This is a genomic window from Trichlorobacter lovleyi, from assembly GCF_015239775.1.
GTDB classification, from domain to species: Bacteria; Desulfobacterota; Desulfuromonadia; order Geobacterales; family Pseudopelobacteraceae; genus Trichlorobacter; species Trichlorobacter lovleyi_B.
In genome coordinates, this window is the sequence record NZ_CP058409.1 from 1,799,688 (window position 1) to 1,822,470 (window position 22,783).

Annotated in this window: 23 protein-coding genes; 20 read left to right on the plus strand and 3 right to left on the minus strand. The window is 52.2% G+C overall.

What is annotated here, in order from left to right; genetic code table 11:
- The first annotated feature begins 20 nt into the window (after positions 1–20).
- The 6 genes from infC (at position 21) to FY034_RS08330 (ending at position 5,176) form a co-directional block, all read left to right on the plus strand.
- Positions 21–554, plus strand: coding sequence for a translation initiation factor IF-3 (gene infC / locus FY034_RS08305; protein ID WP_041242897.1), 534 nt, complete (start codon positions 21–23; stop codon positions 552–554).
- 50 nt (positions 555–604) lie between these two features.
- On the plus strand, positions 605–802 hold the full coding sequence (rpmI, locus tag FY034_RS08310; protein ID WP_012469926.1) for a 50S ribosomal protein L35: 198 nt from the start codon (positions 605–607) through the stop codon (positions 800–802).
- An 86-nt stretch (positions 803–888) separates the two neighbouring features.
- A complete protein-coding gene (gene rplT / locus FY034_RS08315) occupies positions 889–1,242 on the plus strand; it encodes a 50S ribosomal protein L20 (RefSeq protein ID WP_012469927.1) in 354 nt (117 codons plus the stop codon).
- Positions 1,243–1,341: 99 nt separating this feature from the next.
- A complete protein-coding gene (gene pheS / locus FY034_RS08320) occupies positions 1,342–2,358 on the plus strand; it encodes a phenylalanine--tRNA ligase subunit alpha (protein ID WP_265555125.1) in 1,017 nt (338 codons plus the stop codon).
- Positions 2,359–2,370: 12 nt separating this feature from the next.
- On the plus strand, positions 2,371–4,776 hold the full coding sequence (gene pheT, locus FY034_RS08325; RefSeq protein WP_265555127.1) for a phenylalanine--tRNA ligase subunit beta: 2,406 nt from the start codon (positions 2,371–2,373) through the stop codon (positions 4,774–4,776).
- 106 nt (positions 4,777–4,882) lie between these two features.
- Complete coding sequence (locus FY034_RS08330; protein WP_265555129.1) at positions 4,883–5,176, plus strand: TOBE domain-containing protein; 294 nt, start codon at positions 4,883–4,885, stop codon at positions 5,174–5,176.
- Positions 5,177–5,241: 65 nt separating this feature from the next.
- Here FY034_RS08330 and FY034_RS08335 read toward each other — a convergent pair whose 3' ends face one another.
- Together FY034_RS08335 and FY034_RS08340 are read right to left on the minus strand one after the other, a co-directional pair.
- The gene (locus FY034_RS08335; protein WP_265555131.1) at positions 5,242–6,390 is read right to left on the minus strand and encodes a class II aldolase/adducin family protein; all 1,149 of its coding nucleotides are present in this window, start codon (positions 6,388–6,390) and stop codon (positions 5,242–5,244) included.
- Positions 6,390–7,211, minus strand: coding sequence for a M23 family metallopeptidase (locus tag FY034_RS08340; protein ID WP_265555133.1), 822 nt, complete (start codon positions 7,209–7,211; stop codon positions 6,390–6,392). The genes FY034_RS08335 and FY034_RS08340 overlap by 1 nt, the downstream gene beginning before the upstream one ends.
- A gap of 135 nt (positions 7,212–7,346) precedes the next feature.
- Between FY034_RS08340 and FY034_RS08345 the strand changes: the two genes are divergently transcribed.
- The 8 genes from FY034_RS08345 to amrB all read left to right on the plus strand — a co-directional run bounded on the left by FY034_RS08345 (position 7,347) and on the right by amrB (position 14,058).
- Positions 7,347–8,066 (plus strand): PilZ domain-containing protein, encoded by a 720-nt coding sequence (locus FY034_RS08345; protein ID WP_265555135.1) that lies wholly within the window; start codon positions 7,347–7,349, stop codon positions 8,064–8,066.
- Positions 8,067–8,267: 201 nt separating this feature from the next.
- Positions 8,268–8,606 (plus strand): P-II family nitrogen regulator, encoded by a 339-nt coding sequence (locus tag FY034_RS08350; RefSeq protein ID WP_012469934.1) that lies wholly within the window; start codon positions 8,268–8,270, stop codon positions 8,604–8,606.
- Positions 8,607–8,636: 30 nt separating this feature from the next.
- Positions 8,637–10,049 (plus strand): type I glutamate--ammonia ligase, encoded by a 1,413-nt coding sequence (glnA, locus tag FY034_RS08355; protein ID WP_265555136.1) that lies wholly within the window; start codon positions 8,637–8,639, stop codon positions 10,047–10,049.
- 129 nt (positions 10,050–10,178) lie between these two features.
- Positions 10,179–10,856 (plus strand): site-2 protease family protein, encoded by a 678-nt coding sequence (locus FY034_RS08360; protein ID WP_265555138.1) that lies wholly within the window; start codon positions 10,179–10,181, stop codon positions 10,854–10,856.
- 23 nt (positions 10,857–10,879) lie between these two features.
- Positions 10,880–11,866 carry a tryptophan--tRNA ligase gene (trpS, locus tag FY034_RS08365; protein ID WP_265555140.1) on the plus strand — a complete coding sequence of 329 codons (987 nt, stop codon included), beginning with the start codon at positions 10,880–10,882 and terminating at the stop codon, positions 11,864–11,866.
- Positions 11,867–11,868: 2 nt separating this feature from the next.
- Positions 11,869–12,690, plus strand: coding sequence for a segregation and condensation protein A (locus tag FY034_RS08370; protein WP_265555142.1), 822 nt, complete (start codon positions 11,869–11,871; stop codon positions 12,688–12,690).
- Positions 12,671–13,258 (plus strand): SMC-Scp complex subunit ScpB, encoded by a 588-nt coding sequence (gene scpB, locus FY034_RS08375; protein WP_265555145.1) that lies wholly within the window; start codon positions 12,671–12,673, stop codon positions 13,256–13,258. The genes FY034_RS08370 and scpB overlap by 20 nt, the downstream gene beginning before the upstream one ends.
- Entirely contained in the window at positions 13,255–14,058 is an 804-nt protein-coding gene (amrB, locus tag FY034_RS08380) for an AmmeMemoRadiSam system protein B (RefSeq protein ID WP_265555147.1), read from the plus strand. Before scpB ends, amrB begins: the two co-directional genes overlap by 4 nt.
- A gap of 249 nt (positions 14,059–14,307) precedes the next feature.
- Here amrB and FY034_RS08385 read toward each other — a convergent pair whose 3' ends face one another.
- A complete protein-coding gene (locus tag FY034_RS08385; protein WP_265555149.1) occupies positions 14,308–15,249 on the minus strand; it encodes a class I SAM-dependent methyltransferase in 942 nt (313 codons plus the stop codon).
- A gap of 193 nt (positions 15,250–15,442) precedes the next feature.
- On the opposite strand from FY034_RS08385, the gene acnB reads away from it, so the two are divergent.
- From acnB to FY034_RS08415, 6 genes are all read left to right on the plus strand, one after another.
- Positions 15,443–17,974, plus strand: coding sequence for a bifunctional aconitate hydratase 2/2-methylisocitrate dehydratase (gene acnB / locus FY034_RS08390; RefSeq protein WP_265555150.1), 2,532 nt, complete (start codon positions 15,443–15,445; stop codon positions 17,972–17,974).
- Positions 17,975–18,278: 304 nt separating this feature from the next.
- The gene (locus FY034_RS08395) at positions 18,279–18,560 is read left to right on the plus strand and encodes an integration host factor subunit alpha (RefSeq protein WP_012469943.1); all 282 of its coding nucleotides are present in this window, start codon (positions 18,279–18,281) and stop codon (positions 18,558–18,560) included.
- Positions 18,561–18,582: 22 nt separating this feature from the next.
- Complete coding sequence (locus FY034_RS08400; RefSeq protein ID WP_265555152.1) at positions 18,583–18,933, plus strand: MerR family transcriptional regulator; 351 nt, start codon at positions 18,583–18,585, stop codon at positions 18,931–18,933.
- Between the two features lie 173 nt (positions 18,934–19,106).
- Positions 19,107–20,261, plus strand: coding sequence for an ATP-binding protein (locus FY034_RS08405; RefSeq protein ID WP_265555153.1), 1,155 nt, complete (start codon positions 19,107–19,109; stop codon positions 20,259–20,261).
- 57 nt (positions 20,262–20,318) lie between these two features.
- Positions 20,319–20,447 (plus strand): hypothetical protein, encoded by a 129-nt coding sequence (locus FY034_RS08410; protein ID WP_265555155.1) that lies wholly within the window; start codon positions 20,319–20,321, stop codon positions 20,445–20,447.
- Between the two features lie 13 nt (positions 20,448–20,460).
- Positions 20,461–22,776, plus strand: coding sequence for a PAS domain S-box protein (locus FY034_RS08415; protein WP_265555157.1), 2,316 nt, complete (start codon positions 20,461–20,463; stop codon positions 22,774–22,776).
- The last annotated feature ends 7 nt before the right edge of the window (positions 22,777–22,783 follow it).

Consider the following 22,783-nt stretch of genomic DNA (forward strand, 5'->3'; position numbering starts at 1 on the left):
CTCTTTCAGGAGGTGTCGTCATAGCTGCCCCCACCAAAACCGCAACAGTCAACATCAATCACGCCATCCGCGCTTCAGAAGTGCGTGTTATTGCACATGATGGCGAACAATTAGGAATTCTGACGCTGCGCGAGGCGCTGGAGGCTGCTGAGGCACGCCAGCTTGATCTGGTTGAGGTGTCGCCCACGGCGACCCCGCCGGTCTGCCGGATTATGGATTACGGCAAATTCAAGTATCAGCAGAGCAAGAAACAGCAAGAGGCCAAGAAAAAGCAGGTACAGGTACAGGTCAAGGAAGTCAAGATCAGGCCTAAGACCGATGATCATGACCTTGACTTCAAGGTTAAGCATGTTCGCCGTTTTCTGGAAGAAGGAAACAAGGCCAAGGTTACACTGGTCTTCCGTGGCCGTGAAATAACCCACCAGGATATCGGGCGGGCGGTGATTGAGAAATTTGCTTCTGAGTTGGCTGACATCGCGGTCATTGAGGTTTCACCCCGGGTTGACGGCCGCCAGATGTTCATGATTGTAGCCCCTAAAGTTAAGAAACACTGATTCAGATTTAGTACTACTCACAACGTATATACACAAGAAGGAGCAAGTCGATGCCTAAGATCAAAACCAATCGCGGCGCTGCCAAGCGTTTCAAGAAGACCGGTACCGGCAAGGTAAAACGTGCCCATGCCTTTACCAGCCACATCCTGACCCACAAGACCAGCAAGCGTAAGCGGAACCTGCGTCAGAGCAACACCGTTGCTGCAGTGGACCAGAAAAATATCTGCGCCTTGATTCCGTACATGTAGTTAGAAACAGCTTTTGCTGTTTCGACCCAGAACCGCGAGGAACGGCCCCTTGCGGATCGGGCAATTAAACCTGAAGGAGTACTAAGATGCCGAGAGCAAAAGGTGGTTTTAAGTCGCGGCAACGCCGCAACAAGGTTCTGAAGCTTGCCAAGGGATACCGTGGCGCACGGAGTAAGTTGTTCAGAAGCGCAACCGAGGCGGTTGACCGGGCGCTGAACTATGCATTCCGTGACCGCCGTGTCAAGAAGCGGGACTTCCGTTCACTGTGGATCATGCGCATCAACGCTGCCTCACGTCTGAACGGTCTTTCCTACAGCAAGTTTATTTTTGGCCTCAAAAAGGCGGATGTTCAGATCGATCGCAAGGTCCTTGCTGACATCGCCATCACTGATCCGAAAGGGTTTGCCGAGATTTCGGCAGTGGCCAAGGCCCAGCTGTAAAGCTGGTTTGTTTGCGGAAAAAAGGGGATGGGAGTCAGGTACTCCTGTTCCCTTTTTTCCGTTCTACTCCATTTTCCGTTTGTTTAAAGGATTAAAGATATGCGGGAACAGCTTGAGCAGATGCGGCAGCAGGCCTTAAGTGCCATTGCTGCAGCTACCACCGAGGAAATGCTGAACGACGTCAGGGTCCGTTATCTGGGGCGTAAGGGGGAGTTGACCGGTCTGATGAAGGGGCTGGGGACACTTCCTGCTGATGAGCGGCCAAAGGTCGGTCAACTGGTTAACACGGTTAAGGATGAGGTTGAGGCACTGATTGAGCAGACTATGAATCGTGCCCGTGAAGAGGCTACTGCCAAACGGCTTGCCACCGAACGGATTGATATCAGCCTGCCTGGTCGGGGGCGCCGTCAAGGTAGTAAACATCCGGTTACCCTTGTCATAGAAGAGGTAAGCGAAATCTTTGCCGGTCTTGGTTTTTCCGTTGCAGAGGGGCCTGAGATCGAACATGACTGGTACAACTTTGAAGCATTGAATTTTCCGCCTGAGCACCCTGCCCGTGACATGCAGGATACCTTTTTTGTAGAAAATGAGCTGTTGCTGCGGACGCATACCTCACCGGTCCAGATCCGAACCATGTTGAAACAGAAACCTCCGGTGCGGATTATTGCACCCGGGACGGTCTATCGCTGTGATTCCGATGCGACCCATTCCCCCATGTTTCATCAGATCGAGGGCCTTATGGTGGATAGTCAGGTCTCTTTCGCGGATCTGAAGGGGATACTCACCACGTTCACCAATCAGCTGTTTGGCCAGAAAACCGGGGTCAGGCTGCGCCCCAGCTTTTTCCCTTTTACCGAACCCTCAGCTGAAGTTGACATCGCCTGTGTGATCTGCGGTGGTTCCGGCTGTCGAGTCTGCAAACAGACCGGTTGGCTGGAAATTCTGGGCGCCGGCATGGTTGACCCGGAGGTGTTCCGTCATGTGGGCTATGATCCTGAGACCATCTCAGGTTTTGCCTTTGGCATGGGGATTGAGCGGATTGCTATGCTGAAGTACGGCATCAGTGACATGCGCCTGCTCTTTGAAAATGATGTCAGATTTCTTAAACAGTTTTAGTCCGGTGAGACCATGAAAGTTACTTATAACTGGCTGAAAGAGTTCGTTGATTTTGATCTGTCACCTGCTGACCTGGGACATCTGCTGACCATGCTCGGCCTTGAGGTTGAAGGCATGGAACAACTGGGCGGCGGTATGGATGAGGTGGTAGTGGCCCGTGTTCTTGAAAAGAACCAGCATCCCAATGCCGACAAGCTTTCACTTTGCAAGGTTGATAACGGCAAAGAGATACTCTCGGTTGTCTGTGGTGCCCAGAATTTCAAACAGGGGGATACGGTTGCCTTGGCCCAGATCGGGGCGGTACTGCCGGGGGATTTCAAGATAAAGCGGTCCAAGATCCGTGGTGAGGAATCCTGCGGTATGCTCTGCTCTGAAAAGGAACTGCATCTGGCAGATGAAAGTGCCGGAATTATGATTCTCTCAGATGATTTGCCGCTTGGAACACCGTTTTTTGAGGCTATGGGGCTCAAAGATACCGTTTTTGAGATCGGTTTGACACCTAACAGGGCTGACTGTCTCAGCGTGATCGGTATTGCCCGTGAAATTGCTGCAAAGCTGGGTAAGCGGGTGCGGTATCCGTCGATCGTCGTGCCTGAGTATGGTGAGCCGGTTGACAGCAAGATATCTGTGGCTATCCAGGACGCAGCAGGGTGCCCACGCTATGCAGCACGTTTTATATCCGGTTGCCGGATTGCTCCTTCGCCTGCCTGGCTGGTTAACCGCTTGAATGCCGTGGGTGTCCGCTCCATTAACAATGTGGTCGATATTACCAACCTGGTCATGATAGAGCTTGGACATCCTCTGCATGCCTTTGATTATACCCAGGTGGCCGGTGGGCAGATTGTCGTGCGCAGGGCAGGTGAGGGAGAAAAATTCAACACCCTTGATGGTCAGGAACGCACCCTTGCAGCCTCTGATCTTATGATCTGTGATCGTGATCGTGCCGTTGCTTTGGCTGGTATCATGGGTGGCGAAAACTCTGAAATTACTGACACGACCACTGACATTCTGCTGGAAAGCGCGTTTTTTGATCCACCAACCATCCGGCGCACCAGCAAACGTCTGGGATTACATACAGAATCTTCCCACCGTTTTGAGCGTGGCGCGGATTTGGAGATGGTGCCCAAAGCGCTGGATCGGGCTGCCAGTTTGATGGCTCAGCTTGCCGGCGGAAGTGTTGCAACTGGCAGGGTCGACAATTTTCCGTCACCCAAGGCACCGGTCTCAGTAACCTTCCGTCCTGAACGCGCCAATGCCATGCTGGGGCTCTCACTGACGGCAGAACGGATGGCTGAGCTGTTCCGTAACCTTGAATTTCAGGTCCAGCCGGTTACCAACGGCAGCTTTCAGGTAACCATTCCTTCGTACCGGATTGATATTGAACGGGAAATTGACCTGATAGAGGAAATCTGCCGCCTGAACGGTTTTGATCAGGTTGTGGCCTCCATGCCTGTAGCGCAGGTTATCTCTGATCGTCCCTCGCTGCACCAGCGCCTGCAGCGTTCAGTGCGCGACCACTTTGTGGCTGAAGGGATGCATGAAATTGTATCTTTCAGTTTTATTGCCCCCGAGGCAGCGGACCTGTTAAGGCTGGATGCTGACGACCCGCGGCGCAACAGCATCAAGCTGTGTAATCCCCTGGCTGTAGAACAATCAGTCATGCGTACGACCCTGTTGCCCGGGCTTCTGGAGACCGCTTCACGCAACATGAGTTTCCGTAGCCTGGATCTGCGCCTGTTTGAGATGCGGCGTGTCTACCACAGCGTTCCCGGTCAGGAAATGCCCCATGAACCGGTTTACTGCGCAGGCTTGATCAGCGGGAACAGGGATCTGGAAAGTTGGTGTCATCAGGGGACAGCGGTTGATTTTTATGATGCCAAAGGGATTGTAGAAAATCTGTTTGATCTTTTACAGATCCGTGGGGCTGTCTGGTCAGCTGATAGGCCGGAGACATTCTACCATCCCGGTAAAGCCTGCCGCATCATGTTTGGAGGCGGGACAATTGGTACCGTTGGTGAAATTCACCCGGAGGTGCTGAAAAACTACGAAATAGACCGCTCAGTTTACTATTTTGAATTGAATTTTGAAGAACTGGTTAGGCTGTCCGGCACGCGCAAGGCAGTTGTACCTCCTTCACGCTTTCCTGACAGTGTCAGAGACCTGGCCTTGTTGGCCCCTCTTGAGCTTGCCTCCTCACAGCTGCTTGATTGCGTCAAGGCCTTAAAGCAAAAAGAACTTGAAGAGGTCGTTATCTTCGATCTGTACCAAGGGGACCGTGTCCCGGCAGGTTTCAAGAGCATTGCTCTGCGTTTGCGTTACCGCGCTGCTGACAGGACTATGACGGATGACGAAGTGCAGCTGGTGCACCAGAAGGTAATTACTGCGTTAACTGGGAAATTGAGTGTGACCGTTCGATAATTAATTGCTATACAAATTAAAATTGATACGAAAAGACTTGCGGAAATATCTATAAATGAATATCATTAACTATGTTTATTTTTATCCCACAAAGGAGTATGCAACAATGAAAAAATTGGTATCTGTAGTTCTGATGGCTGCATTTCTGTCTGTTTCTTCCCTGGCTTTTGCTGCTGAGCAGAAGATTACTGGTACAATCGAGAAGGTTGAAATGCAAGGCGCTTCTGCAACCGTAACGCTGAAGGATAGCAAAGGTGCTAAGGTTCAGGTTATTGTTAAGGATCAGCTGACCGTGGACAAGCTGAAGGACAAGCGTATTGTTGTTGGCGATGAAGTCCGTGTAAAGTATGACGACGCCAGCAAGGAAAGCAAGCTGTTCCGCAAGACTGCCGGTTGCTAAGGTCGTAAGCACATTGTAGGAATCAGAAAGGGCACGGTGTCTACCGTGCCCTTTCTGCATTTTGTCTATTCGAATTGATAACGTTCCTGCAGCTGTGTGAAATAGCTATCTCTGCAACGTTGTTCCACATGCGCCAATTCAGCCAGGGCCTCACCAAAACCAGTGTCACTGATTGCAAAAACACCATGACCCCTGACAATAACCGCCTTGACCCCAGTCAGGCTAAATGCCCTGACAAGGCTTTCTGCAAGGCCTCCAACGCCCCCTTCACCATCAACAACAGGAATAGAAGCAATCCGGCAAAGATTTTCATCGTCGGGAACAGCAAAAAAACTCATAACCACCGAAAAGCGTGGGTGACCATGGAGTATCGCCTTGCAGCCGGTTGCACAGACGATGGCGCGGTGGGCAGGCAGCTCACTGGAGGCGGTAATACCTGCTGTTGATGAACCGTCAAAAGGAACCGGGTCGACCTGAGACTGCAGCTCATCAAGCCGGGCAGATGTCTCTGAAATATAGAGTGTCGTATCTGCAGCGCAAGAGATGTTACCAAAAAACGAATCAACCAGTCCCAATTGCACGGTGGCCTGTCCAGCCAGACTCATCTCGGAGATGATGGTTTGCGCGTGCGCAGGCAGGCTGGGCAGGAACAAAAAACCGTTCGTGTTAAATGGCTTCAGGCAACTTTCTTTGTATTGAAGGACGGTTTCCATCTCGCCAGTCAGTTGTGGGCCGGTTGTCAGCAGGTCTTCAAAATATTTGATCACGGTTGCGTGCAGCACCGAAGACCAGGCGATATATGACTGTTCGACAGTGAGCGAACCTTGGCTGATCAAGCCGATATTTTCAACAATGCAGCCCTTACGCTTGCGCAGTGCCGTACAGATTGCAGCTAAAAAATCTGTTGGGTTCTGGCAGTGGCGAACAAGTGGAATATCATGCAGTGACGAACGTGACTCGGAATCTCTGGGAACAAGCGCGGCCAGGCTCGGCGGTGCACGGAACAACAATAGAAACGGAAAAGGGTGTAGTGGCTCTGCAACAATTACTGAGGCGCAATCAAGCTCTTGTACAATCTGTTGTCCCAGCTCGGCAAAGTCATGATTGCCAAAACTGCAGATTCGGTCATTCTGGCTGCAGATTGCAATTTTACCCGCTTTGGCGCACTGTTCATCAACCAGTCGTTGCGTGTATCGTTGAAGCTGAACCTGCATCAGGGGACTGATGAGGGGAGGTTGGTGATTAACATTGAGCCATCTGCCAGTACCTCTTTTCGAAATTGAATCCGTTGCCGGGTTGCATGGGTTGCTGAGGCAATGTTCATGCTGCTGCCTGGCATAAAGGCTGCAGTAATATTATTGCCTGACTGCCATGCCTCAAAATGAACGTGGGGGCCGGTCGAGCGGCCGGTACTGCCGGCCAGGGCGATCATCGTACCTTTTTTGACCTGCTGTCCCTGTTCGACACGGTTTTTGCTGTTGTGACCGTAGAGTGTAATCATGCCGTTGTCATGTTCAATCAAGACGGTCCAGCCATAGCCTGAACGTAGTCCTGAATAGACAACAATTCCATCGGCAACCGTGTGGACCGGTGTCCCCTCCGGGACAGCAATATCAAGTCCATTGTGTTGGCGCCACTGACCGTCAATCGGGTCAACACGCATGCCAACTCCGGAGGTAATGGTGCCGTTTACCGGGAGCAAGGCCTCAACGGCACCGTTAGGATTTGTTCCAGGGTTGATTTGGGCCTGTACCGTCTTTTCAATAATCTCTTTAAGAGAGGGTGCCGGAGTTTGGCTGGTTTCTCGGGACAGGTTTCGCGCAGACTTCCTACGGGTATTTTTTGCGGTGTCCCTGATGACCAGATGTGCATCTTTTTGCAGCGGGCTGTCAGTAAAGCTTTCAACACCGTCAATGGTGACAAAGCGGTAGATGTCAGCCCAGGCCTGCTGCAGGAATGACAGGCAGCAGGCTGTGAACAGCAGGCCGGACAGCATAATGAGCCGGTAAGTATGTCGTTTCGTTGGTATCCGCATTGGTATCAGCATTCGTGCTTGTGATGGCAGCTCTTTTCTGTTAAAAAAACGATGCCTGTGCACTATACCGCTTTCCAGAATACAAAGCAATTCCAACGTTCTCGCCGACTGACTTCGTTATCAAGGATATAATTTGTGAATATTACCTATTATGACAAGGTAATCCGTGGCACTGAACATGAGGATGGGTTGGTTATTATCCAGTTCCTTAAAGGAATGGTAGGGCAGACTTTTTCATTTCTGAATTATTATAAAGAGATCCCTGTTTCCTATGACGCCCGCCTGGTCTCGGTTGAAAATGATATGGCGGAGTTTGAAATACATGAATACCAGGCCAAGGTAATTAGCATTGAGAAAAAGGCACTGATCAGGGCCCATGAAAAAAGCCCGGTGCCGGATGACCTTGTCGGAGAAGTGTTCTATGTCAACACTGCCCGGCGGAAGGTGATTCTGACCCGTTTTCATTATGCCAAGATACGCTCAGACCTGCGTCGTTTTGTTCGCGTCTGTCTTGACGATCGACGTGCTGATGTTGATATGTACCTGGAAAATGACATTATACCGGCCTCAGTTCGCGATATTTCGCTGGGGGGGGTCGCATTACGGGTCACAAATCCTGCCGGGATAGAGCCGGGTATGGAAGTAAACCTGATTTTGAAACTTGTAACACCTGATGATGCTGCCCCCCATGAAATTGGTGTGGCCTGCACAGTTACCCGTCTGTTGGGGGCTGCTCCTGATTATACCTGTATCCTTGAATTTCATCCTGACCGTCATTCTCAGCAGGCCCTGGCTTACTACATCAACCAGCGCCAGGTTGAGATCATTAGAGAGCTTAAAGAGTTGGCAACCTGAGTATTTTGCGAGGATGTTTGATTAAAAAAAGTGCACATAGTTGTGCTGGTGCCTAATTTGTGTGCTTGGTTCGTGCGGAAAGTTTTGTATTGCTTGGGTAAAATGATATGAATTCAGTTCGTTATATCTGTTGCGAGAGTTGGCAATGTGCTTGCATAATTTAAAAAGTCTGAAAGCTACTGCTGAGAAGGGAGGGTGACTGTGAAAAAAGTCGAAGCAATCATCAAGCCGTTCAAGCTGGATGAAGTTAAAGAGGCGCTGAACGAGATAGGTATCCAAGGGATCACTATCAGCGAGGTAAAAGGGTTCGGGCGCCAGAAAGGCCATACTGAACTTTACCGTGGAGCTGAATACGTTGTTGATTTTATCCCAAAGATTAAACTTGAGATCATTGTCAGTGATGTTATCCTGCCTAAAGTAGTTGAAGCCATTGAAAAGGCTGCAAAAACCGGCAGGATAGGTGATGGTAAAATTTTTGTGACACCGGTTGAGGCCGTTGTAAGAATCAGAACCGGTGAAACCGGAGAAGATGCACTGTAGCTTCATTATTCAAGTGAAAGGAGAAGTTTGATGACACCGAAGCAGGTAGTTGAGTTTGCCAAAGAAAATGGCGCACTGATGGTCGATTTTAAGTTTATGGATTTTGTAGGTATTTGGCAGCACTTTACGGTGCCCATGAGCGAATTTGGCGAAGACACCTTTGAAGAGGGCCAGGGTTTTGATGGTTCTTCTATCCGTGGTTGGCAGCCGATTCATGCCTCCGACATGATCATTCTGCCGGACCCTGCTACTGCAAAGATGGACCCGTTTACCGCTATTCCTACACTGTCGCTGATCTGTAACATCTTTGATCCTATTACCAAGGAAGATTACAGCCGTGACCCACGGAATATTGCACGTAAGGCTGAGGCCTATCTGAAGTCAACCGGCATTGGTGATACCGCTTATTTTGGCCCTGAAGCAGAGTTCTTCATCTTTGATGAAGTACGTTACGACTCTTCTTCTAACCAGTCTTTCTACATGGTTGACTCCGTTGAAGGTACCTGGAATACCGGTCGTGAAGAGTTCCCTAACCTGGGCTACAAACCACGCCACAAAGAAGGCTATTTCCCGGTAGCTCCGACTGACTCCCAGAATGACCTGCGGAATGAAATGGTCATGGAGCTTCAGAAGGTTGGTATCCGCGTTGAGTGTCAACACCATGAAGTTGCAACCGGTGGTCAGGCCGAGATCGATATGCGCTTCAACTCTCTGGTTGCCATGGCTGACGACCTGCAGTGGTTTAAGTATGTCATAAAGAACGTTGCCAATCGCAACGGCAAGACCGTTACCTTCATGCCCAAGCCACTGTACGGCGATAACGGTTCCGGTATGCACTGCCACCAGTCCATCTGGAAAGATGGTCAGAACCTGTTTGCCGGTGACAAATACGGCGGGCTGTCACAGATCGCCCTCTGGTATATCGGTGGCATTATCAAGCACGCCAAGGCCCTTTGCGCATTCACCAACCCGACCACCAACTCCTACAAGCGTCTGGTTCCGGGCTTCGAAGCACCTGTGAACATGGCTTATTCCAGCCGTAACCGTTCCGCTTCGCTGCGTATCCCGATGTTTTCAACCAACCCCAAGGCAAAGCGGATTGAGTACCGTACTCCCGATCCGTCTGCCAACGGCTACCTTGCCTTTGCTGCCATGCTGATGGCAGGTCTTGACGGTATTGAGAACAAGATCGATCCGGGCCAGCCTCTGGACAAGGATATCTACGGTCTGTCACCAGAAGAGCTGAAAGACATCCCGTCAGCTCCGGGCAGCCTGGAAGAGGCCCTCAAGTGTCTTGAGGCTGATCATGAGTTCCTGCTGAAAGGTGACGTCTTTACGTCTGACGTTATCGAGAAGTGGATTGAGTACAAGACTGAAGCTGAAGTTAACCCGGTTCGTATGCGCCCGGTTCCACTTGAGTTTGCTCTGTACTACGACATCTAATCGGTGTTGTGTATCTGATGACCGGAAGGGCGGGAGCAATCCCGCCCTTTTCTTTTCCTGTCGGGGCTTGATTGACTTCATCTGGCGCATCTGTTAGAAAGTATGTTTTAATGATGACAGGAAAAATCCATGATTGAAAATATTCTGTTCAAACTGTCAATAATGCTGGTTCCCGGCTTGCTGGCAATAACCTGCCATGAGGTTGCTCATGGTTACATTGCCTGGCGCTATGGAGATCCAACAGCCCGCATGCTGGGACGGTTGACCCTCAATCCACTGAAACATATCGATATCTTTGGAACATTGATGCTGGTAATTGTGGGCATCGGTTGGGCCAAGCCGGTGCCGGTGGTGATTGAGAACCTGCGTAATCCCAAGAAAGATATGGTCTGGGTTTCTATTGCCGGGCCGGTCACCAATATTCTGCTGGCCATAGTTTCGGCAGGGCTGTTGCGGCTTATCCTGATGGTCCCTCCCGGCAGTGGTGTTGAGATTAACTTCATACTGCAGCCGCTCATTTACATGGTGGCTTTTTCTATCTATATCAACCTGCTGCTCGCATTTTTTAACCTGATACCAATTCCACCTCTGGATGGAGGTCATGTGCTGATGGGGCTGCTACCGTATCGTCAGTCAGCTGCCTTGGCACGGATTGAACCCTATGGCATGATCCTGATTATTGTGCTCGTGTTTTTTACACCAGTTTTTCGCTACCTGCTGCTGCCATTGCTGATGGCCGGCATTCAGCTGCTGGCAGGTCCGCACAGTCTGCTGGTACTCAAGGTTGCAAGCTTCAAGGTCATGTAATTAACGAAAAGGTGCTACTTAAGATGCAAAAACAACGTGTTGTCAGTGGTATGCGTCCTACCGGACGTCTGCATATCGGTCATTATCATGGGGTGCTGGAAAACTGGATCAAGATTCAGGAACAGTTTGACTGTTTTTTCTTTGTTGCCGACTGGCACTCGCTCACCACAGAGTATGCCGAGACCTCGGGAATTAAAGGCTCTGCCCGTGAGATGGTGCTGGATTGGGTTGCGTTCGGGCTTGATCCGTCAAAGTGCATAGTTTTTGAACAGAGTCAGGTGGCCCAGCATGCCGAGCTAAACCTGATCCTGGGAATGATTACTCCGGTCTCCTGGCTTGAGCGTAACCCGACCTATAAGGAGATGCTGGACAATATTGAGCAGCGTGACCTTTCCACCTTTGGTTTTCTGGGGTACCCGGTTCTAATGGCTGCCGATATCATCCTCTATAAGTCCACCCGTGTACCGGTCGGTCATGATCAGTTGCCGCACCTTGAGATCACCCGCGAGATCGCCCGGCGCTTCAACCATCTCTATGATTGTCAGGTTTTTCCCGAGCCTGAGGCGCTGTTGACCGAGACCCCCAAGCTGCTTGGTCTTGACGGGCGCAAGATGAGCAAATCCTACAACAACTCGATCTACTTGTCTGAAACAGCAGAAGAAACCGCTGCCAAGATCAAGGGGATGGTGACCGATACTCAGCGTGTTCGCCGTGCTGATCCCGGTGATCCCGAACAGTGCGTGGCGTTCAACCTGCATCGGATTTATGTGCCGCAGGACAAGCAGGATGAAATCATGCCAGCCTGTAAAAATGCTGAAATCGGCTGTGTAGACTGTAAGAAGATCCTTACCCAGTATCTGAATGAGCGCCTGGCCCCCTTCAGGGCGCGTCGTGAAGAAATAGCTCAGGACGCCTCATTTGTGGATGATCTGCTGGCAGAAGGCAGTCGCAAGGCTGCGCAGGTGGCCAGCCAGACCATGCAGGAAGTACGGGCTGCACTACGGGTATAACCATGCCGCAAGCGGCTGAAACATCTCCGACATCACTCTTCGAGGGGGCTGAGCAGGGCTACAGCATCAAGCTGGATGCCTTTGAAGGCCCCCTTGATCTGTTACTCCACCTGATTCGCAAGAACGAGGTGGATATCTACGACATCCCGATTGCCTTGATCACCCGCCAGTATCTTGATTACCTTAAATTGATGAAAGAGCTGAATCTGGACCTGGCCGGTGATTTCCTGGTCATGGCCTCGACCCTGTTGCAGATCAAGTCCCGCATGTTGCTGCCGTTACCTGACCCGGAAGAAGGAGAGGGGGAAGAGCAGGAAGATCCACGAGCTGAACTGGTGCGGCGGCTGATTGAATACCAGCGCTACCGCGATGCCGGATTGGAGCTTGGCGCACGGGAACTGCTGGGGCGTGAGGTCTTTGTCCGTCCCTGTGCCGATGGCTGCTGTCTGGAAGGGTTTGCAGGAGACGACGGTCCGTTTGAGCTGGACCTTTTTGAGCTGTCAGAGGCGTTTAACCGGCTGCTGGCCAAGATACCGATGGCCCGTGCCCACGAGGTGGCTGGACAGGATACCCTCAGTATTGTCGATGCCATCAATGAGATCCTGACCAGGCTGGATGGTCAGGATTCAATGGAGTTTGAGTCGCTGTTTCAGGAGGATATGAGTAAGGAGCGGATGATTGTTACCTTTCTTGCCCTGCTTGAATTATGTCGGATTAAACTAGTGAAAGTCATACAAAACAGTCGCTATGGCACAATCTATATCTTCCCCTCGGTGCCTGTGACAGATGATAACGGAGTAGTTGATGCACTTCCCTTCACTTAATGCCATAATTGAAGGACTGCTGTTTGTGTCCGACGGCCCGATGAGCCTGGACCGCCTGACTGAACTGCTGCCTGACTATGAGCGTGCCTCGGTCCGTCTGGCTGTTCAGGAGCTGCGCGATGACTATGAGCAACGCGGCTCTGGGGTGCACCTGGTGGAAGTGGCTGGGGGCTGGCAACTGCGTACCGTGCCGGAATTGATGCCCTATCTTTCACGGATGGTTAAGGGCAGACCGGCCCGTTTTTCCCAGTCAGCCCTTGAGACGCTGGCCATTGTTGCCTACCGTCAGCCGATTACCCGCCAGGAGATCGAATATCTGCGTGGGGTTGACACCGGTGCTGTACTTAAAACATTGCTTGAAAAAAGGCTGGTTAAGATACTGGGAAAAAAGGATATTCCTGGCCGACCGATTATCTATGGCACCACCCGGGAGTTTCTTGAGGTCTTTAACCTGAAGGATCTGAAAGGGCTGCCCACCCTGCGTGAGATCCAGTCTCTGGATGAAGTACCGATCTTTGAGGTTCAGGAAGAACTGCCTTTGGGAGGGGAACAGCGAGGTGAGTCATGATCAGGCAAGCAGCAGTGGCAGGACAGTTCTATCCCGGTAGTCAGACAGCGCTTATCCGCGAGTTACAGATCCTGTTGCCGGCGGTTAGGACCAGAAAGAAGGCCATCGGCGTCATCTCACCCCATGCCGGTTACCTCTACTCCGGCAGCGCAGCCGGGCAGCTGCTGGCCGGTATTGAACTGCCCCGCACGGTGATAATCCTTGGCCCCAATCATCATGGTACCGGTGCACTGGCAGCATTATCACCGGAAGATGGCTGGCAGACACCGCTGGGGGTGGTGCCGATCGAAAAACGCCTGGCAGGCCTGATTCAGCAGCATGTCCCTCAGGTAGTACAAGACAGCAGCGCCCACCGCCATGAACACTCCCTTGAAGTACAGGTTCCCTTTCTGCAGTACCTTTGTCCCGATCTTGCCATAGTGCCGCTCTGTCTGGCCTTCGGCGACTATGCCGGTTGTGAGCTGCTGGGTAACGGCCTGGCTGCGGCAATCCGTGATTTTGGAGAAGAGGTCCTGATTCTGGCCAGTTCAGATATGACCCATTACGAATCTGCCGTAACTGCCAGGCGCAAGGACGGTCTGGCCCTGGAACGGGTTCTGGCCCTTGATGCAAAGGGGCTGGTGGAGGTCTGCCGCTCAGAGCGGATCTCCATGTGCGGGGTGATCCCGGCAGCAGTCATGTTGGTGGCTGCCAAGGCCCTGGGGGCAATGGCTGCGGAGCTGGTGGCCTATACCAACAGCGGCCAGGTCACCGGTGATGAACGCGAGGTGGTGGCCTATGCAGCGGTGGCAGTGGGGTGAGGGAGGCATCCGGCTGCTTTGCGGACTGGATGAATGCGGTAGTAAATTGGCATAGTTGAGTGATTTTGAAAGTTTCTTGGCACAGTCTGGTGAAAACAGTCAATTATCAATTATCTTGATCAGATAGCTCGGTGTAAAATTTCTTTACAACTGTGGTGTATGTTTGGAGATATGCTTAATATATATCGCATGTTAAGTCTGTTTTGGCAGGTGTAAAAAACTGGAAATGCACAGTTGAATGATCTGCTGTCATCGGGTTGCCATCAGGTAATCGCTGTTGATGACTTCATAGTGGTTGCGGTGGGTACGCATCCGCCAGGCACGTGAGCCGGACCGGGTAATTTTCCAGGCCGGCAACAACACCTTGCTCTTTCCTTCCAGCAAGGCGCGGACATTATCCAGGCCGCGGCCAGGGTAGGGGCCGGTGCTGGTGCCACCCAACCAGCGTTCTTCCGGTGCAGCACTGGTTGACCAGGAAAACGGGTCGGCAAACAGGAAGGAGCTGTTTTGATTGCCAGCCACACGGTTCATCTCATACAGGTGTGCCAAGGGATAGCTGACCCGGTCCAGCAGGTTCAGTGAGACCACCTGATCAAAGCTGTTGGCGGCAAAAGGCAGGCGCAGGGCATCAGCCACAATGAACTCAGCGTTGCCGGTCTGCCAGCTGGCAGGCAGTTGCAGGTTAAAGGACTCAGTCAGTTTGCCTTCCAACGGGAGTGAGAAGCTGAGCCTGCTGTTGCGGGCCAGGCGTCGGGCGGTCTTGATAAAGCTGCTGGATAGGTCGCAGCCGACACTGAACTCGAATCGATTCGCCATCTCAAAGGTAAGCCTGCCCACTGCGCAGCCTGCCTCAAAGGCTGCAGCACCGTTCTGCACCAGTAATCCGGCCCAGCCGCTTTCACCAGTATCCCCGGTCTGTTCCCCCAGCAGGTCACCATACTGGCTCCAGAGGTAGCGGGCAGTCATCTCCTGTTCTTCATAACGCCATTGGCCGCCGCTTGTGGCACTGTCCGGGTTGGATACCAGGTTGGCAATACCGTCCTGAACCGGAAACCCCTGTTTGCAGCCGGGACAGGTCAAGAGGCCGGTCTCGATTTCGTCGTCAAGCTCCTTGGTGATACTCGCTCGTAAAGGATATTCCTTGGGCAGGCAGGCCGGGCAGATCAGGTGTGGCAGCAGTATCCGTTTCATGAAACCTCCGCGGGTGAGCCGTCTGGTTGAGCAGTCTGCCAGTAAAATCAGGGCAGCGCAAGCAGGGGAGTTGGCATTGTCATACAGGCTCTGTTGAATCGTTGACAACCTTCAAGAGAAATTGTATACACTATACACTTTATTTCGACCCATATGTACGCTAAGTACCTATCAAAACAAGGAGGATGTACGAATGATCGAAGCATATCTGGCCCATGAAGCCGAGCGTGCAGCACAAGGGATTCCTGCGCTGCCGCTGAGCCCCGAGCAAACCGCTGAACTGTGTAAACTGCTGGAAGCCCCCCCTGCAGGCAAGGAAGCATTTCTGCTTAATCTGCTGAAAGAGCGCGTTTCCCCGGGCGTTGACCCTGCTGCCAAAGTAAAGGCAGAGTTCCTGGCCGGTATCCTGAATGGTAGCAAAAAGTCTCCTCTGGTTTCCAAGGTTGATGCAGTCCGTATCCTGGGTACCATGATGGGTGGCTATAACGTTAATCCCCTGGTTGATGCCCTGAAAGATGCCGAGCTTGCTGAAGAAGCTGCCTGCGCACTGTCCGGCATGACCCTGGTATATGATGGTTTTGATCAGGTTGTTGCCCTGTCTGCCTCCAATGCTGCTGCCAAGAAGGTGCTGACCTCCTGGGCAAATGCAGAGTGGTTCACCAACAAGCCCGGCGTACCTGAGACCATCAAGGTCAAGGTATTCAAGGTTGAAGGTGAGATCAACACCGACGACTTCTCACCTGCCGGTGACGCCTGGAGCCGTCCCGATATCCCACTGCATGCCCTGGCAATGGGCAAGACCCGTTTCCCCAACCGTCTGAAGGACATCGCTGACTGGCGTGCTGCCGGCAATCAGGTTGCCTTTGTGGGCGATGTTGTTGGTACCGGTTCTTCCCGTAAGTCCGCCTGCAACTCCGTGCTGTGGCACATGGGTCAGGATATCCCCTGTGTTCCCAACAAGAAGACTGCCGGTGTGATCATTGGTGGCGTTATCGCCCCGATCTTCTTCAACACCGCCCAGGATTCCGGTGCACTGCCGATCAAGGCCGACGTAACCAAGATGAACGACGGTGACGTGATCACTATCAACACCGTTAAGGGCGAGATCAGCAATGCAGCCGGTGAAGTTATCTCCACCTTCAAGCTTGCTCCCAACACCATTGCTGACGAGTTCCGCGCTGGTGGCCGTATTCCCCTGATCATTGGCCGCGCCGTGACCGAGAAGGCCCGCAAGGCGCTGGGCATGGGCGAGACCGATGTCTTCACCCTGCCGGTTAACCCGGTTGCAAAGGCTGATCAGGGCTACTCACTGGCCCAGAAGATGGTTGGCAAGGCCTGCGGCGTTGCCGGCATCCTGCCCGGCACTGCCTGCGAGCCCAAGATGACCACCGTTGGTTCCCAAGACACCACCGGCCCGATGACTGCTGACGAACTGAAGGAGCTGGCCTGTCTGAAGTTCCTGTCCCCAATGTTCATGCAGTCCTTCTGTCACACCGCTGCCTATCCGAAGCCGGCTGACGTGAAGATGCACAAGACCCTGCCTGCCTTCATCGCAGAGCGTGGCGGTGTTGCCCTCAAGCCGGGCGACGGCGTTATCCACTCCTGGCTGAACCGTCTGCTGCTGCCTGACACCGTTGGTACTGGCGGCGACTCCCACACCCGCTTCCCGATCGGCATCTCCTTCCCGGCCGGTTCCGGTCTGGTGGCCTTTGCCGGTGCCATGGGCTTCATGCCGCTGGATATGCCTGAGTCAGTTCTGGTGCGCTTCAAGGGTAAGTTCAACCCCGGCATCACCCTGCGTGACGCGGTGAACGCCATCCCGTACTGGGCCATCAAGCAGGGCCTGCTGACGGTGCCCAAGAAAAACAAGGTCAACATCTTCAACGGCCGTATCCTGGAAATGGAAGGCCTGCCGGAACTGACCGTTGAGCAGGGCTTCGAGCTGACCGATGCTGCTGCCGAGCGTTCTGCTGCTGCCGGTTGCATCCAGCTCTCCAAGGAGTCAGTGGCCACCTATCTGCGCTCCAACGTGGCCCTGATGAAGAAGATGATTGCCGACGGCTACCAGGATCCTCAGACCCTGCAGAACCGGATCGATGCCGTGAACGAGTGGCTGAAGAATCCGCAACTGCTTGAGGCTGACAAGAATGCCGAGTACGCTGCCGTGATCGAGATCGATCTGGCTGAGATCACCGAGCCGATCCTGGCCTGCCCCAATGACCCGGATGATGTCAAGCTGCTGTCCGAAGTTGCCGGCACTCCGATCCAGGACGTCTTCATCGGTTCCTGTATGACCAACATCGGTCACTTCCGCGCTGCTGCCGAGATCTGGAAAGGCGAGAAGTTCAACCCGAACGTCCGCACCTGGATCACCCCGCCGACCCGCATGGACAGCGACCTGCTGAAGGACGAGGCAGTGTTCTCCATCTACAGTGCCTTTGGTGCGCGGATCGAGATCGCCGGCTGCTCACTCTGCATGGGTAACCAGGCACGGGTACCGGATGGTGTCAATATGTTCTCCACCTCCACCCGTAACTTCGACGACCGTATCGGTAATGGCGCCAAGGTATTCCTGGGCTCCGCCGAACTGGGCGCTGTTGCTGCCAAGCTGGGCAAGCTGCCTACTCCGGCAGAGTTCCTGGCCATCTACAACGAGAAGGTTGCTCCTAACAAGGAGAAGATCTATCGTTATCTGCAGTTTGACGAGATGGAAGGCTACAAGTAGCATGCTGCTGAGCTGATCTGCATCAGCAAGCGGTGTTTGTGTAAGTCAAAACCCCTGTCCGGCAATGCTGTGGCAGGGGTTTTGATTGTAAACAGTTGTCGCCAGATTCGGGCGTGGAAAGCGGTTACGATATCGGTGTATCAGCTTCTGTTAGCATATGGCCGGTGTATCCGACAGATACAGCACAATATCACGCAATTAGCTGAAAAAAGGGTTGCAGCATCACTGCCCCTATGTTATAAACCTTTCCTTGCCGCTATTTATCCATTGCAGAGTTAACTGTTCTATATAAGAGGGGTTTTTTATGACAAAAGCAGATATTGTTGAACGTATTCATCAAAAGATCGGTCTCTCCAAGAAGGAGTCTGCCGAAATGGTGGAGATGGTTTTTGGTATCATGAAAAATACTCTGGAATCCGGTGAAAAGATCAAGATCGCCGGTTTTGGTAACTTTGTTGTCAAACAGAAGGCCGACCGTCGTGGCCGTAACCCGCAGACCGGAGATGCGATTACCATCTCTGCACGCCGTATCCTCACCTTCAAACCCAGCCAGGTCTTGAAAAGCGGCATCAACGACGAAGAATAACGCCGGTCTGGGTAAGTAGGGTATGCAGCCAGTAATTCCGGACAAAACCTACTTCAAGATTGGTGAAGTTGCTCGTCTTGCCGATATCAAGACATCGGTGCTCAGATACTGGGAAACCGAGTTTCCTTTTCTGAACCCTGAAAAAAGCTCTGCCGGACAACGTCTCTATACCAGGCAGGATATCGAGATGGTGCAGCAGATCAAACAGCTGCTCTATCAGGAAAAGTATACCATTGAAGGTGTTCGTAAAAAGTTTTCCCCGCGTAAGACCGCTTCAGCCAAACAGGCAGTTCCTGCAGATTCCTCCCACGATCTGCAGGCTATCCTCAGAATGGTCCGACAGGAATTACTTGCTATTCGTGCCGTACTCTGATGATTCCCACCGTTTATGATTTATGAGCCTCGAAGACCCTTCGGGGCTTTTTTACACCCAAGACGCTACCCGTTCTCTCTTCCCAGTCTTGCTGTTTAGCAATGAATTACCTTAAACTGTTTAGTGAATCCTGAAATTGCTTTATTTAATAGTTGACTGGGAGAATTTAGGTTATGCATGAAATGAATCAAGAACCGGATAGCTGGTTTGCTCCTGCAGGTAGAGTGTCCCATGAAGCCTTGTTGCTGGAAACCGCTAAGGTTGTCAATAGTGAACTGATTTCATCTCTTTTGAACGCCATGCCTGATTTTCTGCTGGTGCTGAATGAACAGCGCCAGATTGTGGCGGTAAACCAACGCTTGCTGATGACCTTTGGGGTTACCGATCCGGAATCGCTACTGGGGTTACGTCCAGGTGAGGCGGTTGGTTGTACCCATGCCCACGAAGGTCCGGATGGTTGCGGCACAGCAAAACATTGCGCTGTTTGTGGTGCCGTACTTGCCATCATGGCCTGTCAGAACAGTGGTCTGCCGCAGCAGGGTGAGTGCCAGTTAATGCTGGACAAGGATGGCTGTACAGCGCTTGATCTGGATGTACTGGCGACCCCGGTGACCATTGAAGGGGAGCTGTTTACGGTACTGGCCCTGCGTGATATCAGTTCTGAAAAACGTCGCCATGTCATGGAACGGGTCTTTTTTCATGATATACTTAACAGCGCCGGTGGAATACGGGGGTTGGCCGCGCTGCTGCATGAAGGGACCACGCCGGCTGCTGAGAATGAATATAAAGGCTGGATGGTCAATCTGGCTGATAACCTGATTGAAGAAATCAACCATCAACGACGACTACTGGATGCTGAGCGGGGAGCGTATCAACCAACGTTTGAAACAGTGGACCTAGCGGAGCTCTTGCATGATGTCCGGCGCCTCTATGAACATCATGAACGGGTGCCGGACCGGAGATTGGAGCTTGAACTGCCGGTTGACTGCACCTTGGTAACTGATCGTCCCTTGCTGCGCCGGATTGTCGGCAATATGGTATTAAATGCACTGGAAGCCAGCAAGCGTGGTGATACAGTAACCATTCGGGCTTATTGCTCCAGTGGTCTGGTTCAAATACTTGTGACGAATCCTGGTGAGATGAGTTTCGATGTCCAGCTGCAACTTTTTAAACGTTCTTTCAGTACCAAGGATAAAAAGGGAAGGGGATTGGGTACCTACAGCATGAAGTTGTTTGGTGAGCGTTACCTAAAGGGAAAAGTCTATTTTCGCTGTTCAGGCGGTATGACCACCTTTTTCATTGAGCTGCCGGTAACACCAAGCACCTGACCGGAGCCGCAGACTAGCGTACCTACTATATTTTCTCTATTTTTGCGGAGGTCCATCATGCTTTCTTTGGTACGTGATATCGATAGGTTATTTGAATTCTCAATTTATGGTACTGCGGTATTTGACAGCTTGTCACAGCTACGGGATGAGCTGAAACGCCTGATGGCTCAGTTTAAGCTGGCCTGATCCCCAGGAAACCATGCAACGCCATCGTCTCTCCATAAAGCTTAAATTGCTGTTGGCGATCTTACCGATCCTGGCAGCGCTTGGCTTTCTGACAACCATTTTTGTATCATCGTATATCCAGCATTCTTTTCAGCTTGATCTTGAAAAACAACAACTGACGCTCGTCTCCCTGATGGCCCAGAAGCTGGATGATCAGTTCGCCTCCTACCAGAAAACCATTGTCTCGTTTTCAAAAAGCATCCCGCGTCAGGCCTTGAACAACTCGCAACTGCTGGAACAGTACCTTGACAGCCGGCAAGGTATTCTGGAAATATTTGATAACAATGTGGTGGTTTTCTCTCCCCGAGGGGTGCTGGTGGCTGAGACAGCTAAACGCCCCAGTCGCACAGGTACTGATTTTTCCTTCCGTGAGTATATCATCCAGACCCGTAAAAATTGGCTTCCGACCATTTCCAAACCGTTTCAGAGTCAGCTCAGTCACCGGCCACCGGTTGTGATGTTTACTGCCCCGGTACTTGACAAGGATGGCACACCCCTGGCGATTGTGGGAGGGAGCATCAATTTGCTGCGACCCAATCTGCTAGGCAGGCTGGCCACCACCAGGATTGGCACTAACGGCTATTTTTACCTGAGCGACCTTGATCGCACCATGATCATGCATCCTGATGAGAATCGTCTGATGAAGCCGGTTGCTGCACCAGGAGTCAACAGGCTGTATGACAGGGCGCTGGCCGGTTTTGAAGGAGCAGGGGAAACCAGCAATAGCGAGGGTGTGGCAATGTTGACGGCCTTCAAACGCCTCAGCACGGTCAACTGGATTATGGCGGCCCAAATACCTGTTAAAGAGGCCTTTGCCGCTGTTAACACTGCCCGGCGTCTGGCATGGATCAGCACCGGTTCTGCCCTGCTTGTGCTTGCCATCCTCACCATTGCAGCTGCCTCGCATCTGCTGGCACCATTGCAGATGCTGACAACCCGGGTGTCCCAGGTTGACCAGGACAGCGAATATCAGCCGATAAAGATCGCGTCCAATGATGAGATCAGTGAACTGGCCACAGCCTTTAACAGCCTGATGTATCAACTGCAGGCCCGCGAACGTGATCTGCGCAGCAGCCGGGAGCTGTTCCAGTTTCTCGCAGATTTTTCCCATGACTGGATCTTCTGGCGGATACCGGATGGAGCGATGCTGTATATCTCGCCTGCTGCGGAAGAGATCACCGGATACTCGGTTGATGAATTAATGGCTGATCCGTCTCTTACCTACACCATGATCCATCCGGAAGATCGCGATCTCTGGGATAATCATCTTTGCCAGATTGAAAAAAGTCCTGATAATGAGAGTATCGACTTCAGGATTATTACCAAAACCGGTCAGGTGCGCTGGTTGCGCCACAGCTGTGTTTCGATCCTGGATGACAACGGAATTTTACTGGGGATTCGGGGGAGCAATCGGGATATCACGGAACGCAAGCTTGCACTGTTGACGCTGAAGGAAAATGAGGAGCGTTTCCGCCTGATCGCAAAAACAGCCCACGACGCGATCATCATGACTGATCTTCATCATCGTATCAGCTTCTGGAATCCGGCAGCAGAGCTGCTTTTCGGGGCAGACTCGTCCACTGTGCTCGGTGTGCCACTGGTGACCTTCCTGCCCGGTCTGGTGGATGCTGTGCATCAGGCTGAGACGAGTACCGAGCGGGGGCTGATGCTTGAAATCAGCGGACGTCATCAGGATGGCCATCAGATGATGGTTGAGTTGGCCTACTCGCAGGCCCGGCTTTCAGGCGCCCCGGTTACGGTTGTGGTTGCCCGCGATATCACGGCACGCAAGCAGACAGAAGAACAGCTGCGTTACATCAGTCTGCATGACAGCCTGACCGGACTGTATAACCGGGCCGCCTTTGAACATCATCTCTCACGTTTTGACCAGGAAGGGCCGTTCCCGTTGGCAGTGATCATGGCTGATCTGGATGGTCTCAAACAGGTCAACGACACCCAGGGGCATGAGGCCGGCGACCGCTTGCTAAAGGCAGCAGCTGAACTGCTCTCACTCTCATTCCGTACCAATGACATTGTTGCCCGGATCGGTGGTGATGAATTTGCCCTGCTGTTGCCAGGTATCCCCGAAGAGATGGCAAGAAACAAGTTTAACCGTCTGCAACGGCAGATTGAACTGTTTACGGAATTGCCGGAAAATCCGCAGGTTGCGTTATCCTGTGGCATGATCCATGTCACAGGACCGGGGCAACTGCTGGAGGCGGTTAAACAGGCCGATCAACTGATGTATCAGCAAAAAAAGGTGCGTAAACAAAATTCATTCCCGCTTTAATTGCCAA